This is a genomic window from Rhodococcus sp. NyZ502 (assembly GCF_041464245.1).
GTDB classification, from domain to species: Bacteria; Actinomycetota; Actinomycetes; order Mycobacteriales; family Mycobacteriaceae; genus Rhodococcus_F; species Rhodococcus_F qingshengii.
The window spans coordinates 2,440,935-2,456,172 of the sequence record NZ_CP167155.1; the positions used below are offsets into that span (position 1 = coordinate 2,440,935).

General features: G+C 64.8%; 15 protein-coding genes. 11 read left to right on the forward strand and 4 right to left on the reverse strand.

Annotated features, from left to right (window positions below):
* Window positions 1-25: 25 nt before the first annotated feature.
* From ACBG85_RS11425 to ACBG85_RS11445, 5 genes are read left to right on the forward strand one after another with little or no spacing between them, the layout of a single operon-like run.
* Window positions 26-847: an ABC transporter ATP-binding protein gene (locus tag ACBG85_RS11425; protein WP_003944728.1), complete on the forward strand. Its 822-nt coding sequence runs from the start codon at window positions 26-28 to the stop codon at window positions 845-847.
* Between the two features lie 56 nt (window positions 848-903).
* Window positions 904-1,722 carry an NUDIX domain-containing protein gene (locus ACBG85_RS11430; protein ID WP_065352360.1) on the forward strand — a complete coding sequence of 273 codons (819 nt, stop codon included), beginning with the start codon at window positions 904-906 and terminating at the stop codon, window positions 1,720-1,722.
* Between the two features lie 10 nt (window positions 1,723-1,732).
* Window positions 1,733-2,512, forward strand: a complete 780-nt coding sequence (locus tag ACBG85_RS11435) for an enoyl-CoA hydratase/isomerase family protein (RefSeq protein WP_003944701.1) — start codon at window positions 1,733-1,735, stop codon at window positions 2,510-2,512.
* Window positions 2,513-2,565: 53 nt separating this feature from the next.
* Window positions 2,566-3,582, forward strand: coding sequence for a class I SAM-dependent methyltransferase (locus ACBG85_RS11440; RefSeq protein WP_003944733.1), 1,017 nt, complete (start codon window positions 2,566-2,568; stop codon window positions 3,580-3,582).
* Between the two features lies 1 nt (window position 3,583).
* On the forward strand, window positions 3,584-4,741 hold the full coding sequence (locus tag ACBG85_RS11445) for a class I SAM-dependent methyltransferase (RefSeq protein ID WP_372027511.1): 1,158 nt from the start codon (window positions 3,584-3,586) through the stop codon (window positions 4,739-4,741).
* A 1-nt stretch (window position 4,742) separates the two neighbouring features.
* On the opposite strand, the gene ACBG85_RS11450 is transcribed toward ACBG85_RS11445, so the two are convergent.
* The gene (locus ACBG85_RS11450) at window positions 4,743-6,050 is read right to left on the reverse strand and encodes a PQQ-binding-like beta-propeller repeat protein (protein ID WP_161121275.1); all 1,308 of its coding nucleotides are present in this window, start codon (window positions 6,048-6,050) and stop codon (window positions 4,743-4,745) included.
* Between the two features lie 137 nt (window positions 6,051-6,187).
* Here ACBG85_RS11450 and ACBG85_RS11455 point away from each other — a divergent pair, with 137 nt between their 5' ends.
* Together ACBG85_RS11455 and ACBG85_RS11460 are read left to right on the forward strand one after the other, a co-directional pair.
* Window positions 6,188-6,952 carry an acyltransferase gene (locus ACBG85_RS11455; protein WP_372027513.1) on the forward strand — a complete coding sequence of 255 codons (765 nt, stop codon included), beginning with the start codon at window positions 6,188-6,190 and terminating at the stop codon, window positions 6,950-6,952.
* A gap of 97 nt (window positions 6,953-7,049) precedes the next feature.
* On the forward strand, window positions 7,050-7,685 hold the full coding sequence (locus ACBG85_RS11460) for a maleylpyruvate isomerase family mycothiol-dependent enzyme (RefSeq protein WP_003944749.1): 636 nt from the start codon (window positions 7,050-7,052) through the stop codon (window positions 7,683-7,685).
* Between the two features lie 18 nt (window positions 7,686-7,703).
* Here ACBG85_RS11460 and ACBG85_RS11465 read toward each other — a convergent pair whose 3' ends face one another.
* From ACBG85_RS11465 to ACBG85_RS11475, 3 genes are read right to left on the reverse strand one after another with little or no spacing between them, the layout of a single operon-like run.
* A complete protein-coding gene (locus ACBG85_RS11465; RefSeq protein ID WP_047271258.1) occupies window positions 7,704-8,948 on the reverse strand; it encodes a glycosyltransferase family 4 protein in 1,245 nt (414 codons plus the stop codon).
* Window positions 8,945-10,471, reverse strand: coding sequence for a glycoside hydrolase family 57 protein (locus ACBG85_RS11470; RefSeq protein ID WP_054187795.1), 1,527 nt, complete (start codon window positions 10,469-10,471; stop codon window positions 8,945-8,947). The genes ACBG85_RS11465 and ACBG85_RS11470 overlap by 4 nt, the downstream gene beginning before the upstream one ends.
* 29 nt (window positions 10,472-10,500) lie before the next feature.
* Complete coding sequence (locus ACBG85_RS11475) at window positions 10,501-11,280, reverse strand: bifunctional 2-polyprenyl-6-hydroxyphenol methylase/3-demethylubiquinol 3-O-methyltransferase UbiG (RefSeq protein ID WP_042451468.1); 780 nt, start codon at window positions 11,278-11,280, stop codon at window positions 10,501-10,503.
* Between the two features lie 271 nt (window positions 11,281-11,551).
* Here ACBG85_RS11475 and ACBG85_RS11480 point away from each other — a divergent pair, with 271 nt between their 5' ends.
* The 4 genes from ACBG85_RS11480 to ACBG85_RS11495 all read left to right on the forward strand — a co-directional run bounded on the left by ACBG85_RS11480 (window position 11,552) and on the right by ACBG85_RS11495 (window position 15,228).
* Window positions 11,552-12,352 (forward strand): electron transfer flavoprotein subunit beta/FixA family protein, encoded by an 801-nt coding sequence (locus ACBG85_RS11480; protein WP_003944754.1) that lies wholly within the window; start codon window positions 11,552-11,554, stop codon window positions 12,350-12,352.
* A 48-nt stretch (window positions 12,353-12,400) separates the two neighbouring features.
* On the forward strand, window positions 12,401-13,357 hold the full coding sequence (locus ACBG85_RS11485) for an electron transfer flavoprotein subunit alpha/FixB family protein (protein ID WP_003944698.1): 957 nt from the start codon (window positions 12,401-12,403) through the stop codon (window positions 13,355-13,357).
* Between the two features lie 135 nt (window positions 13,358-13,492).
* Entirely contained in the window at window positions 13,493-14,329 is an 837-nt protein-coding gene (locus tag ACBG85_RS11490; protein ID WP_050655130.1) for a GNAT family N-acetyltransferase, read from the forward strand.
* A complete protein-coding gene (locus tag ACBG85_RS11495; protein WP_003944726.1) occupies window positions 14,329-15,228 on the forward strand; it encodes a 1-acyl-sn-glycerol-3-phosphate acyltransferase in 900 nt (299 codons plus the stop codon). The genes ACBG85_RS11490 and ACBG85_RS11495 overlap by 1 nt, the downstream gene beginning before the upstream one ends.
* The last annotated feature ends 10 nt before the right edge of the window (window positions 15,229-15,238 follow it).

A 15,238-nucleotide genomic window follows, 5' to 3' on the forward strand; every position in this document is an offset into this window, starting at 1 on the left:
GGAGAATGTGCGGGAAGATGTTCGGGTGCCGCTACCTGATCCAGATCTGCTCATCGATTTCGACAACGTACTCATCCGTCGGGGAGGGTCCACTCTCGTGGGGCCCGTCACCTGGAAAGTGGAGCTGGACGAGCGATGGGTGGTGCTCGGACCCAACGGTGCCGGCAAGACCTCGCTGCTGCGTATCGCGGCCGGTGAGACTTTCCCGACCAGTGGTTCTGCCCACCTCCTTGGCGAAGTTCTCGGCAAGGTCGACGTCAACGAGTTGCGCCCGCGAATCGGTTTGTCCTCGTCGTCGTTGGCGAACCGCGTGCCCGGCGACGAGAAGGTCAGCGACCTCGTCGTGTCGGCGGGCTATGCCGTTCTCGGTCGGTGGCGCGAGGAGTACGAATCCATGGACACCTCGCGCGCTGTGGAGATGCTCGAAAGCCTCGGCGCCGAGCACCTGGCGGATCGGACGTACGGGACGCTTTCCGAAGGCGAGCGCAAGCGCGTCCTCATCGCGCGAGCCTTGATGACCGATCCCGAACTTCTTCTCCTGGACGAGCCCGCCGCCGGGCTCGATCTCGGTGGACGTGAGGAACTTGTGGCTAGACTCGCCGAACTGGCTGCCGATCCGGACGCCCCGGCTACCGTTCTGATCACCCATCACGTCGAGGAAATCCCGCCGGGATTCACCCACGCACTCCTTCTCAAGGAAGGGGAGGTCGTCTCTCAGGGCCTTCTGGACGACGTCATCACCGCCGAAAATCTGAGCGCGGCATTCAGCCAGTCCATCAGCCTCGACAAGGCGGACGGCCGATACTTCGCGCGCCGTGCGAGGCCGTCCGGAGCTCATCGCGCGTGAGCTTCAGTGGGACCTGAAATGCGGCCCAGATCACAGATCGCGTAGGTTCGCGAAGCATGGCTAACGAGAATGCAAACGCTGTCCCCGAGCCCAAGGATGCGTCGACCGTCATCTTGGTGCGCGATGCCGAATCCGGGATCGAGATCTTCCTTCTTCAACGAGTACAGGGGATGGCGTTTGCCGGGGGCATGACGGTATTCCCCGGCGGCGGCGTCGACAAGTCCGATGCGACGGCCGAGGTCGAGTGGGCCGGACCGTCGGTCGAGTGGTGGGCCGAGCGGTTCAGCACGGATGTTGCTCGGGCGAAGGCTCTCGTCTTGGCTGCGGTGCGGGAAACTTTCGAGGAGTGCGGTGTCCTGCTGGCCGGCCCCACGGCTGACACGGTCGTCGCGGACACGGCCGGCTATGCACAGGACCGCGTTGCTCTCGAAAAGCACGAGCTGTCGTTCAGCGATTTCCTGAAGAAGGAGAACCTGGTCCTGCGCACGGATCTGCTGCGGCCGTGGGCGAACTGGATCACGCCGGTGGGCGAGACCCGCCGCTACGACACGCGCTTCTTCGTCGCAGCGTCACCGACCGGACAGATCGCGGACGGCGTCACCTCCGAGGCCGCCGAGGTTCGCTGGCAGAGCCCGCAGGACGCGCTGGCGCACTGGCGGGAGGGTGGCAGCATCCTGTTGCCGCCGACGTGGAGTCAGCTGACCGAATTGGCCAAGTTCAGTTCGGTGGCGGAGATACTCGCAGCCGAGCCGGTGATTCCCGTCATCCTGCCTACGTTGATCACCGACGAGGAAACGCTGCGCGTCGAGTTCCCGAACCAGGACGGTTACTACGTCGCCGGGCCGCATCCGTGGTCGGTCAAGGCGGCAAAGTAACCTCTCGACCATGGCTGAATTTGTGACTCTCGAGGTTTCCGAAGGCATCGGCACCATCCGTCTGGCGCGTCCGCCCATGAACGCTCTGAACCGTCAGGTTCAGGACGAGTTGGCTGCTGCCGCACACGCTGCGACCGTCGACAAGGCAGTCAAGGCCGTCATCGTCTACGGCGGCGAGAAAGTCTTCGCAGCCGGTGCCGACGTCAAGGAAATGGCCGAGATGGATTACGGCCAGATCCGTGACGCGATCGGTGGCATGCAGGCCGGGCTCGGCGCCGTGGCGTCCATCCCGAAGCCGACCGTTGCCGCGATCACCGGATACGCACTCGGCGGTGGACTCGAAGTTGCACTCTCGGCCGATCGCCGGATCGTCGGAGACAATGCCAAGCTCGGAGTTCCGGAGATTCTGCTCGGAATCATTCCCGGTGGCGGCGGAACGCAGCGTCTGGCTCGTCTGATCGGTCCGGCCAAGGCCAAGGATCTGGTCTTCACCGGCCGTTTCGTCGGGGCTGACGAGGCGTTGGCCATCGGTTTGGTCGACGAGGTCGTCGCTCCCGACGACGTGTACACCGCGGCCCGGACATGGGCCTCGCAGTTCGTCGGGGGAGCGTCACGTGCGTTGGCTGCTGCCAAGGCGGCCATCGACGAGGGTCTGAACACCGACCTGGAATCCGGGCTCAAGATCGAGCAGCATCTGTTCGCCGGATTGTTCGCGACCAAGGATCAGGCGATCGGCATGGAGTCGTTCATCGCGAACGGTCCGGGCAAGGCCGAGTTCACGGGCGAGTAGGCTCCCCTAAACTAGAACTTGTTCATCTCTTACCAGCGAGTAGGATAGCCGCCATGACAGCCAGCCCGAATGACGACGCAACCGTCACGCCGCCCGCCGCTACCGACACCTCGGTAGTCGACCCCGCGCCGCGGCCGCACGCCACGGCCGAAGAGGTCGAGGCCGCTCGTAAGGACACCAAGCTCGCCCAGGTGCTCTACCACGACTGGGAAGCCGAAACCTACGACGACAAGTGGTCCATCTCGTACGACGAGCGCTGCATCGACTACGCACGTGGTCGTTTCGACGCCGTCGCGGGCGATCAGCCGCTCCCGTACGAGCGCGCGCTCGAACTCGGTTGCGGCACCGGATTCTTCCTCCTGAACCTGATGCAGGGTGGAGTCGCCAAGACCGGTTCGGTCACCGACCTCTCGCCCGGCATGGTCAAGGTCGCACTGCGCAATGCCGAAAGCCTCGGCCTTCCGGTCGACGGCCGTGTTGCCGATGCCGAGACCATTCCGTACGAGGACAACACCTTCGACCTGGTGGTCGGCCACGCCGTGCTGCACCACATTCCGGACGTCGAGAAGTCGCTGCGTGAGGTCCTTCGTGTCCTCAAGCCCGGCGGACGTTTCGTCTTCGCCGGTGAGCCCACCACTGTCGGCAACTTCTACGCTCGCTGGCTCGGCCGCGCGACGTGGGAAGCAACCACGCGCGTGACCAAGCTGCCGTTCCTCGCAGACTGGCGTCGCCCGCAAGAGGAACTCGACGAGTCTTCTCGTGCAGCAGCTCTCGAGGCTGTCGTCGACATCCACACGTTCGACCCCACCGACCTCGAGAACATGGCGAAGTCTGCGGGCGCCGATCAGGTCCACGCTGCCACCGAGGAATTCGCCGCGGCGCTTCTCGGCTGGCCTGTCCGTACTTTCGAAGCGGCTGTTCCGCCGGAGAAGCTCGGTTGGGGCTGGGGGCGTTTCGCTTTCGGTGGTTGGAAGACACTCAGCTGGGTCGACGAGAAGGTGCTCCGCCACGTCGTTCCTCGCGGATTCTTCTACAACGTCATGATCACCGGCGTGAAGCCCGGCAACTGAATTGGGTTATGACTTCACCCTCGGCGACGTCGACTATCTCGGAAGTGATTCCGGCGTAGCTGCCTTGGCCGAGGTGGATCAGCTCGAACTGTCCACGCGTACGCGTCTGGCCGACATCGGCCGGGCGCGTACGCGTTTCGGTGATCACATGCCTGCGCTCGTGGACACCGTCCTGCTTCGACGAAAGGCCGCTACGAAACTGCCCGGCAGTGAGCAATGGTTGTTCACGGACGACGCGATGCAACAAGCCACTCCCGGCGTTGTCGCGGCCCACCGCGCGCAGCGTCTGATCGGGCGCGACGTCCACGACGTGACGTGCTCCATCGGCGCCGAACTGCATGCCTTGACCGGAGTTGCGCATCGCGTGATCGGCAGCGACATCGATTCCGTTCGCCTGGCGATGGCGCAGCGCAATGTGCCGAGCGCAGCGTTGCTGCGGGCCGACGCGCTCCGCCCGACGACACGCGACACCGTCGTACTGGCAGACCCCGCACGGCGATCGGGCGGTCGCCGCACTCACGATCCGGCAGCGTTGATGCCACCGTTGCCGGACCTCATCGAGGCGTACTCCGGCCGTGATCTCGCGGTGAAGTGCGCTCCGGGACTCGATTTCGACAAGCTGGGCTGGGACGGGGAAGTCGAGGTCGTCTCGCTCGACGGCGGCGTCAAGGAAGCCTGCCTGTGGTCGACGGGGCTGGCCGAGTCCGGCGTCACGCGTCGAGCTTCGGTGCTTCGCTCCGACGGGAGCGGGTGGGCGATCACCGACGCCGAGGACGACGTGATTCCGGAGCAAGCGCCGGGGGAGTGGATCATCGACCCGGACGGAGCGGTAGTGCGCGCGGGCCTCGTGCGCCACTACGCGGCCAGACATGGCCTCTGGCAGCTCGATCCACGCATCGCTTATCTGACCGGTGACAGCGTCCCTGAGGGAGTTCGCGGATTCCGGATCCTCGAGCAGATCAAGTACTCCGAGAAACTGCTCAAACAGACACTGTCCAAGCGGGACTGCGGTGTGGCCGAAATCCTGGTGCGAGGAGTCGACGTGGACCCGGCAGTGCTGCGTCCACGGCTCAAGCTCAAGGGCTCGCTTGCGCTGAGCGTCGTGATCGTACGAATCGGGCGATCGGCGTCGGCCTTCATCTGTGAGGCATCCCGCTAGCTCACTTGAAGACGAACAGCTCACCGATTGCGCTGGGCGTCAACACTTCGCCCTTGGGGCCGATCGAGGTGCCGACGGTGAAGCCGACTGCTCCCGGCAACGTGTCCTGATCCACCGTCTCACCGGTTTCGGTGTCGAAGGTGATCAGGCTCAGTCCGTTCTCACCCTCGCGTACGACGGTGTATCCGGTGTTGCCGGCGGTCTGCGCCGGAACGCCCAGTTGCAGAAGGTCTTTACGTTCCCAGGCCAGTTCGGCATGATCTCCCTCGTCGCGCACGGCAAGGAGATGCCCCTTGTCGCCGCCGGCGGGAATGATCAAACCGTCGTCGGACGTCGAGGCACTACCGGCCGAGTTGAAGCCGATGTCGTAACTCCACCTGGTGTCACCGGTTTCGGCGTTCACTGCCCAGAGAGATCCGTTGTTGTCGGTGGCGTAGACGGTCTTGCCGTCCTTCGACAGGTCCGGGCTCGACGCCGTTCCACCGGGAAGCGCGTCGGTGGACCACTCGCGGGTGATGGACGGATTGTCGCCGCCCGTGTACTTCATGGCGACCAGATCGGCTGCCCGAGAACTGGGTCCGTAGAAGGTGAAGTAGAACTTGCCGGTGCCCAGGTCCACTGCCGGGGTATTGGCCACCGGGCAGCCGGACGTGCCGAGGAAGCACTCGCTCAAACCCTTGTTGTCGGGAATGAGTTCTGCATTCGCGCCCTGGTCGATCGACGGCGGCGGGATCAGGTCGAACGACGGAACCACTTTTGCGCCGGTCTGCGGGTTGAGCACGTTGATCTGACCCAATTGGGTGATGAACAACAGGTTTCCGTCGCCGGTGAACTGTGACGAGAGAGGAGTGCCCACAACGAGCGTGCGCCAACGCAATTGACCAGTCTCGGTGAAGGACATCATCGCGCCGCTCTCGCCGACGTAGACATTGGTGGCAGTGTCGACGATGGGCGTCGAGGCGACTACTCCGTCGTTGAGTCGAGCGCACCACTTCTTGCGACCCGAATCCATCTGGAACGAGAAGAGATTGCAGCCGTTCTCGGTGCGGGCGGTGACGAAGCTCTGGCCGTTCGCGGCCACCGAGGCGTACGCGGCAACCGGACCGCCGAGAGGGCGTGACCATGCGAACTCGACATTGCGTGATCCGGTGACCGGGCTCGTGTCGCTGTTGCGGGCGTCGGCATGCATGGCCGGCCAACCCGCCGACGCGTACCGGTCCACCCGTCCGTCGTCGCTGCCGCAACCGGCGATCAGGGCCGCAGCGATCGCCGTCGACACCATCACGGACGACCGTAGGACCCGCCGCATCACAATCTCCCTGCCTTCACTTGATCAAGAGCCCTCGGTAACTGCACAAGCCCGGACCAGAGACTATCCCGACCGGGGCAACGTGACGGGGCACACCCCGAGGGTCGGTGAGTCGGCCCCACGTAGGCTGAACACTCATGACGAGCATGTGGGGCGCACCGTTGCGCACTCGATGGCGGGGATCACGCCGAGGCGACAGCGATCAGGCCAAGTTCTTGACGGTCGATTCCCTCAAATGGGTTCTGGCGAACAAGGCGTACACACCCTGGTATCTGGTGCGGTACTACCGTCTCGCCAAGTTCAAGATGGCCAACCCGCACGTGATCCTGCGCGGCATGGTGTTCCTCGGCAAGAACGTCGAAATCCATTCCACCCCCGACCTGTCCCGCCTCGAGATCGGGCGCTGGGTGCACATCGGTGACGGCAACGCGATCCGCTGCCACGAAGGCTCGCTGCGCATCGGCGACAAGGTCGTCTTCGGCAAGGACAACGTCGTCAACACGTACCTCGACATCGAAATCGGTGCGTCGACGCTCGTAGCCGACTGGTGCTACATCTGCGACTTCGACCACCGCATGGACGACATCAACACACCGATCAAGGACCAGGGCATCGTCAAGGGCCCCGTCCGTATCGGCCCGGACACGTGGGTGGCAGCGAAGGTCACCGTGCTGCGAAATACCCGCGTCGGACGCGGTTGTGTCCTCGGTGCGCACGCCGTCGTCAAAGGCGACATCCCGGACTACCGCATCGCGGTCGGCTCGCCCGCGAAGGCGGTCAAGAACCGCAAGTCCGATTGGGAAGCCGGCGCTGCCGATCGTGCAAAGTACATCGCGGCGCTCGAGGACATCGCACGCAAGAAGGCTGCTGCGGACGCTGCCGACGCGTCGTCGACGTCGTAGCTCACTTTTTGGCAGAACCAGCGATTACTTTCGGCGCCGCCACCGGTCTGTATCGGTATCGGCGCCGAAAGCCTGCGCCGGTGAAAGGAGTGCCGACATGAGCGAACAGACACCCGAATGGGTCGTGGCGCAGCGCCGCGAACTGGTGGGATTTCTCGAAGGCCTGAGCACGGAGCAGTGGAACGCGCCGACCCTGTGCGAGGGGTGGCGGGTCCGCGAAGTGATCGCGCACATCACCATGCCCTACCGATACTCGGCGCCGCGATTCGTCGTGGAAATGGTCAAGTCACGCGGAAACTTCAACAAGATGTCGAATCGGCGAGCGCTCGCCGACGCGTCGGAAGTCGGTGAGCGACAACTGCTTGCCTCGCTTCGCGACAACGTCGCACACCCGTGGAAGCCGCCAGGCGGCGGCTTCGAGGGTGCGCTCTCGCACGACGTGATCCACGGTCAGGACATTCGCGTGGCACTCGGCGACGATTACGTGGTGCCCGAAGACCGGCTCACTCGTGTGCTCAGCGGACTCTCGCCCAAAACCGTGAAGTATTTCGGAACTGACCTCGACGGCGCTCGGCTGCGCGCCGACGACCGAGACTGGACGTACGGTGCCGGCGCCGAGGTTCACGGGGCGGCGCAGGATCTCCTGCTCGTGCTGTGCGGCCGGATGCTGCCACCAGGCCATCTGCTCGGGGATGCGAGTTCTCGTTTCACCGCGCCACTCCCGACCCCCTGAGATCAGCACAAAGCGAGCTCAGCGACCGGGCAGCGGACGCTCGGGGATCTGCGGACGGGCCAACGGCTGTCGCACCCGACGCTTCGCGCCCGCGTAGACGTGAGCAGTCTCCTCGGCGACCTGATGCCAGTCGAAGTCCGATGTCAGGCGTGCGCGGGCGGCCACTGCCCGTTCCTGTGCCCCGGCGGGATCGTCGAGTACCTCGCGGACAGCCGAGGTGAGCCCGGCGACGTCGCCTGGTTGGAAGGACATCCCCGTCACCCCGTCGACGACGGCTTCGCCCAGTCCGCCTGCGGTGGACGTGATCAGCGGAGTGCCGGCCGCCGCCGCTTCGAGGGCGATGATCCCGAACGGCTCGTAGCGCGACGGCAGGACGATGGCGTCTGCTCCGTGCAGCCAGCTGAGCAGTTCCGTGTGATCGAGGTTGCCGAGAAAGTCCACCGCCCGCGCGACGCGATGCGTGCGTGCCTGTTGGTAGAGCCAGGTGAACTGGGTGCCTTCGCCCGCGATCGCGAGGGTCGTGCCGGGGTGGCTACGACGGATTCGGGGGAGTGCTGCGATGGCGTCCTGCACGCCCTTCTCGTATTCCAGGCGGCCGACGAAGAGGAGTTTCGGCGGTCCGGATCGCGGTCCACGTTCGCGAAAGTTCCACGTGGTCACGTCGATTCCGTTGCGGATGACGGTGATCGGCGGCAGCGTCGGGCCGTAGAGCTCGGTCACTTCTTCCTGCATGGACGCCGAACAGGTTATGAGAGAGTCGGATTCGTTTGCCAGCCACCACTCGACGGAGTGGACCTGGCGGTTGATGCGTCCGGAGATCCAGCCGCTGTGGCGACCCGCCTCGGTGGCGTGAAGTGTGGAAACCAGTGGGACATCATAGAATTCGGCCAGGGCGATCGCCGGATGCGCGACCAGCCAGTCGTGCGCGTGCACGACGTCGGGCTGCCAGCCCTCGCCCACTCCTGGCTTGTGCAGCGCCATCCCGGCCCGGACCATCGCGTGACCCATCGCGAGGGTCCACGCGAGCATGTCCTCGCCGAAGACGAAGTGCGCGGGGTCCTCGGCCACTGCGACGACAAGGACGCCCTCGGAAATGTGCGTGATCGTCGGGTGCGTCGACGCATCCGTGCCGGAGGGGCGGCGTGAGAGCACCACGACCTCGTGGCCCGCCGCTGCCAATTCGGTGGCGAGATGGTGGACGTGTCGACCGAGCCCGCCGACGACGACCGGTGGGTACTCCCACGAGACGATGAGAATTTTCACGACGGACTCAGTTCTGTGTCAGGTAGACGGCGAGCATCCAGTCCCGGGAACAACCCGTCGGCGCGATTCCAGCCTTCGGCGAGTCGCACGGCGACGGCATCGCGGCCGGAAACCAGCGCTTCGGAGATTTCCCTGGTCGCATGGGCGTGCTTGTGTGCGCGTTCGCGGGCGTACCCCGCGGCCGAATCCTTGCTCACCATGAATGCCCAATCGCTCGAAACCGTCATCAGTGTCTCGCGAAGTACCTGATCGTTGACCCGGTTTCGCAGTTCCGGTCGTCCGGGTGCGTTGTCGCGTCCGCGAGACTTGTCCACGGTGCCGAGCGCGGTCTCCACCACTTCGGAGTTCAGTTGCACCAGGTCGGACACCTGATCGCCAGCCCAGACACGCCAGTCCTTACCCGATCCCCAGGACGAATCCTCGAGTTGAACGGGTTCGCCGACGTATCCCGATGCCTTGGCGTCGGCGAGGGTGCCGACGCGAATTCCGGCCTCGGGAAGCGCGCGCAGGAGTTTTTCGAGCCACTGCGGACCCTCGTGCCACCAGTGCCCGAACAGTTCGGTGTCGAAAGCTGCGACCACCAGGGCGTCGCGGCCGATGCGGGTGGATTCACTGCGCAGACGCGCCCGAACGGTTTCGACGAAGTCGGCGACATGCTTGTCGACGGCGGCCGCAGCGAGTTCGGGGTCGTACGGCAACTTGTCGGCGGAGTCGACGGTCCGTCCGGTGACTCGCGACGGCTTGAGACCCGTCTCGTGGTCGTAGGTGTGGAAGTCGCGGTAGGCGGCGTGACCCGGATATCCGGACTTGGGGGACCAGACCCGGTAGCTGACCTGCAGGTCGCGGCCGAATGCAACCACGTCGGATTCTCGAACCGGGCGGCCGAGGGACGTGTCGCCGCGCAAGGCGGGGCCGTCGACCATGAAGTGGGTGACGCCCGCTTCGGCGTACCCGCGCTCCATGCCCGGGGTGTACCCGCACTCAGGTCCCCAGATCCCGGTCGGAGTGTGATTCCACCGGGCATGCGCGTCGGCGAGACCTTCGCGGAGGGAGAACGCCCGCAAGCGAGGATCGAGCAGCGGTTGGAACGGGTGGGCCAGCGGCCCGCCGAGAAGCTCGAAGGCCTCGCGATCGATGAGGTCGCGGAACACCGGTGAGGCGCCGTGCTGCCAGTGAGTCTCGAAATCTGCGAGAGCGGCAGCTGACGCCCGGTGTTCGCGCGCGCCGAGTTCGCGGTGCGCCGCGTCCGGCATGCCGGCAGCCTCGTGGGCGCGGATTTGCCAGTTGCCGAGCCAGTGATGCATCCCGGCGAGGCAGTGGGGATCGTCCAACTGGGCCGCGAGTACGGGCGTGATTCCCAGCGTCAGCAGGTGCGATCGGCCCTCGTCGGCCAGGCGTCGTAGCGCGGCGGCGAGCGGAATGTACGACGCAGCCCAGGACTGGTAGATCCATTCCTCGCCGACTGGCCATCTGCCGTGGTTGGCGAGCCACGGCAGATGGGAGTGCAGAACCAGGGCGAACATCCCCGGTTCGGTGACGGGTGTTGCGTTACTCACTCGCCGGTTTCCTTCACGGCAATAGCGACGAGGTCGAGGCTGTCGTCGATGTCGGGTTCGCTGATGCTGAAGTCGTCGACGGTGATGCCCTCGACGTCGCGGGTGAGATCTTCCGGCCAGGGCTCGCCGGCCAACGCGCGGTCGATCTGCGCATTGATGAACGATCCGCCGTGCTTGGCGTCGAGTTCCTTCAGACGTGAACCGTGGTGGACGCCGGTCATCAACTGAACGCGGAATCCGGCGTCTTCGAGCAATTCGGTCATTTCGGAGGCGTTGAGCTCACGAGTGTGGAAAGGGTTGAGCGGCGTGTCGCGGCCGGGGGAGAAGGTGATCCGGTTGGGGGTGCTGATGAGAAGTTCACCGCCGGGAGCGAGAACTCGGAAGCATTCGCGTAGGAACTGACCCTGATCCCACAGGTGCTCGATCACCTGGAAATTGACGACGACGTCAACCGAGTTGTCGGCCAGTGGAAGCTCGGCGAGGTTGCCGTGGAGCATCTCGACGCGGGGGTAGCGGGCACGGACGTGCTCGACCGCGGAGATGTCGTAGTCGAGGCCGGTAACCTTTGTTGCGACGTCCGCAATCATGTTGGCGCCGTAGCCTTCTCCGGAACCGGCCTCGAGGACTCGGCGGTCCGTGCAGCGCTCCAGAAGTGCGCGGTACACCACTTCGTGGCGTCGGAACCAGTAGTTCTCCTCGGGGATTCCTGGCACGGTTCGTTCGCCCGTCAAGGGCAGGGGTGCGTCCTCGTGGTTGCTGACACTCGTTTCACTCACCCGTGCGAGATTAGTGCCATCCGAGTAGAACGTGTTCGCCGTGGTCCAGATCACTGCTGTCAATTCCTGTTCGTGCCGTTATGGTGGACGAGGTTCCACGTTAAGTTACCCACCGGTAACTTAACGTGGGGTAATCTAACGCACAGCCGACGTGAACCGAGAAATTCGCCCGTAGGGAGACCTGTCGGACTCTCTTTTCGGACGCTCGGACTGCGCGAGCACCACAGACGATTTATCAGGTGAATTACACACAGGAGGTCGACGAAGACCCATGACGAATATCGTTGTTTTGATCAAGCAGGTCCCCGACACATGGTCCGAGCGCAAGCTGACCGACGGCGACTACACGCTTGACCGTGAAGCCGCCGACGCAGTCCTCGACGAGATCAACGAGCGCTCCGTCGAAGAAGCACTCCTCATCAAGGAAGCTCAGGGCGGTGAGGTAACGGTGCTGTCCGCAGGTCCCGACCGCGCCACCGACGCTATCCGCAAGGCTCTCTCGATGGGCGCCGACAAGGCCGTCCACATCAACGACCCGGCACTGCACGGCTCCGACGCGATCCAGACCGCATGGACGCTCGCTGCTGCTCTCGGACAGATCACCTTCGAGAACGACGAGCCTGCCGACCTGATCATCGCCGGCAACGAGGCCACCGACGGCCGCGTCGGCGCTGTTCCGGCCATCATCGCCGAGTACCTGGGCATCCCGCAGCTCACGCAGCTGCGCAAGGTCGTCGTCGCCGACGGCAAGATCACCGGTGAGCGCGAGACCGACGAGGGCGTCTTCGGCCTCGAGGCTTCGCTGCCCGCGATCGTCTCGGTCACCGAGAAGATCAACGAGCCGCGCTTCCCGTCCTTCAAGGGCATCATGGCCGCGAAGAAGAAGGAAGTTCTCGTCTACACGCTGGCCGACCTCGGAGTCGACCCGGAGACCGTCGGAGTTGCCAACGCCGGCACCACCGTGACGTCCTCCACCCCCAAGCCCCCCCGTACCGCTGGTGAGCGCATCGTCGACGAGGGAGACGGTGGCACCAAGATTGCCGCTTACCTCGTCAGCAACAAGGTCATCTGATCGCGCCCTTCTAGACATCCAGCAGAAGAACTCAGGGAGAGTTAAGTCATGGCAGAAGTACTTGTGCTCGTAGAGCACGCAGAGGGTGCGCTGAAGAAGGTCAGCACCGAACTCATCACCGCTGCACGCGCACTCGGTGAGCCGTCGGCAGTTGTCGCCGGCCCCGCGGGCACCGCAGCAAAGCTCGCCGACGCTCTGGCAGCAGCCGGCGCCGAGAAGATCTACGTCGCCGAGTCCGACGACATCGACGGCTACCTCGTCACGCCCAAGGTCGACGTTCTCGCCGCTCTGGTCGAGTCCACCAGCCCGGCAGCAGTCATCACCGCAGCCGGCACCGAGGGCAAAGAGGTTGCCGGTCGTCTGGCCGCACGTCTGGGCTCCGGATTGCTGACCGACGTCATCGAGATCAAGGCTGACGGCACCGGCGTCCACTCCATCTTCGGTGGCGCGTTCACCGTCGAGGCCAAGGCCAACGGCGACGTTCCGGTCTACTCGGTTCGTCCGGGCGCAGTCGAGGCTGCTCCGCAGGCCGGCGCAGGCGAGCAGATCACCGTCGAGGTTCCGGCTCAGGACGAGAGTGCCGTCAAGGTCACCTCGCGTGAGCCCATCGTCGGCGGCGACCGCCCGGAGCTCACCGAGGCGTCGGTTGTCGTCTCCGGTGGACGTGGTGTCGGCAGCGCGGACAAGTTCTCCGTCGTCGAAGAGTTGGCCGACTCCCTCGGCGCTGCAGTCGGTGCTTCGCGTGCCGCTGTGGACTCGGGTTACTACCCCGGACAGTTCCAGGTCGGTCAGACCGGTAAGACGGTCTCGCCGCAGCTGTACATCGCGCTCGGCATTTCCGGTGCCATCCAGCACCGTGCCGGCATGCAGACGTCCAAGACCATCGTCGCGGTCAACAAGGACGAAGAGGCACCCATCTTCGAGATCGCCGACTTCGGCATCGTGGGCGACCTGTTCAATGTCGCACCGCAGCTCACCGAAGCTGTGAAGTCCCACAAGGGCTGAAAAGCACAAACTGCTGTGCGCCTTTATCAACCCCCCGCGGTTGATAAAGGCGCACAGTGCTTTATTCACCCGGCCTGCATCGGCATGTCACTTCGTCGATACCGAGACGCCGTTCGCGCTCGATAAACCTTGCGCATGACAATTACGTCAGTCCTTCGCTCCGCGAGTGACAATCTCGGCCGTGAGGTCGCCCAGCCGAGATATTCCCTGATCGTCTCCTCCGACCGCGAGCATCGTGTCGCAGCGCAGCGCCTTCGATACCGAGTGTTCGCCTCCGAGCCAGGCTTCTCCCTCCCGGCCTCGGCCGGGGTCTTCGAACTCGACGCCGACGGCTTCGACGAATTCTGTGACCATCTACTCGTTCGTGACAACATCACCGAGGAGTACGTCGGCTGCTACCGAATGCTGCCGCCGGATTCCGCTGCGGCGGCGGGTGGGTATTACACCGCAACCGAATTCGACATCTCCGCGCTCGATCCGGTGTCGAACAGGATTGTGGAAATGGGTCGCGCGTGCGTCGATCCCGCTCACCGCACCGGATCCGTCCTGAGCCTGATGTGGTCGGGCATCCTGCACTATCTCGAATTGACCGGATACGAGTGGGTGATGGGCTGCGTCTCCGTGCCCGTCTTGCCGAGCCCCGATTCAATCGCCGGCGCCGATGTCCGCGGCGTCCGTGACTTCGTGATGAACAAGCACGCCAGTCCGGGGTCGCGGCGGGTGATCCCACGAAACCCGGTGGTCCTCGGGGGTCTGACGCTCGACGAGATCGCCGCACCGGAACGCGTGACGATGCCGCCGTTGCTCCGTGGTTACTTGCGGATGGGCGCGATGATCTGCGGGGAGCCCGCCCACGATCCCGAGTTCGGCGTGGCCGATTTTGTTGCACTGCAAGGCCTTCACTCGGCCAACAAGCGTTACCTCGAACGGCTGCGATCGGCGGCCGCCGCACACGAGTCGGGGATCGGCTGATGACCGCGGCGGTGCCGTACTGGGTGCCGACGAGCCCCTGCGGCGACGGGTGCCTACCCGCGGACGCACCCGGTGTGTCGAGTATCACCGTGATGGCCCGCGGGGTCATGGTCGGTGCCGCACTGGTGACTGCGCCTGTGCTTTCGGCCGGCTGGCTGCTCCCGCGGACCTGGCGTACTGAGATGCAACGCGGATACTCGCGCGCGTTGCTTCGTTGTCTGGGGATGAAGCTGACGGTCGACGATCAGCGGTTGGGGCGCGCGGAACCTGACGGGGTCATGGTTGTCGCCGGTCACGTGTCCTGGACCGATGTCCTCGTCGCGAGCGCCGTTGCTCCGGCCAACTTCGTCGCCCGCGCCGACCTGCTCGACTGGGCAGTGCTCGGCGGTCTCGCGCGCCGGATGCGCGTCGTCCCCATCGACCGCGCTCGCCTGCGTGAACTCCCCGGAACCGTCGACGTCGTTCGCGAACGCCTGCAGCGAGGTGTCCGGGTGATGGTGTTCCCCGAGGGAACGACCTGGTGCGGGCGGGCGTACGGCGGTTTTCGTCCGGCGATGTTCCAAGCAGCCGTCGACGCCGAATGCCCGGTTCAGCCGATGGCGATCCGCTACGAGAACGCCGACGGTTCCCTGTGCACCGGACCTTGCTTTGTCGGCACCGAAACGATCGGTCAGTCCATCCGTCGGATCCTGCGTCAGAAGAACGTCGAGGTGAAGGTCAGGCTGGCTCCGCTCGAGGAGGCAGGGGAGTGTCGAGCCGATCTCGCGCAGCGATGCGAGAGAGCCGTACGCGGCGTCGACATCATCGATCTGGCAGCTCACGACATCTTCGACCCCGCACCGGAACTCGTGACACAAGCCGTGGGACAAATCGATCCTTCCCCGGCGATGAGCGCTTAGCCTGCTGAGT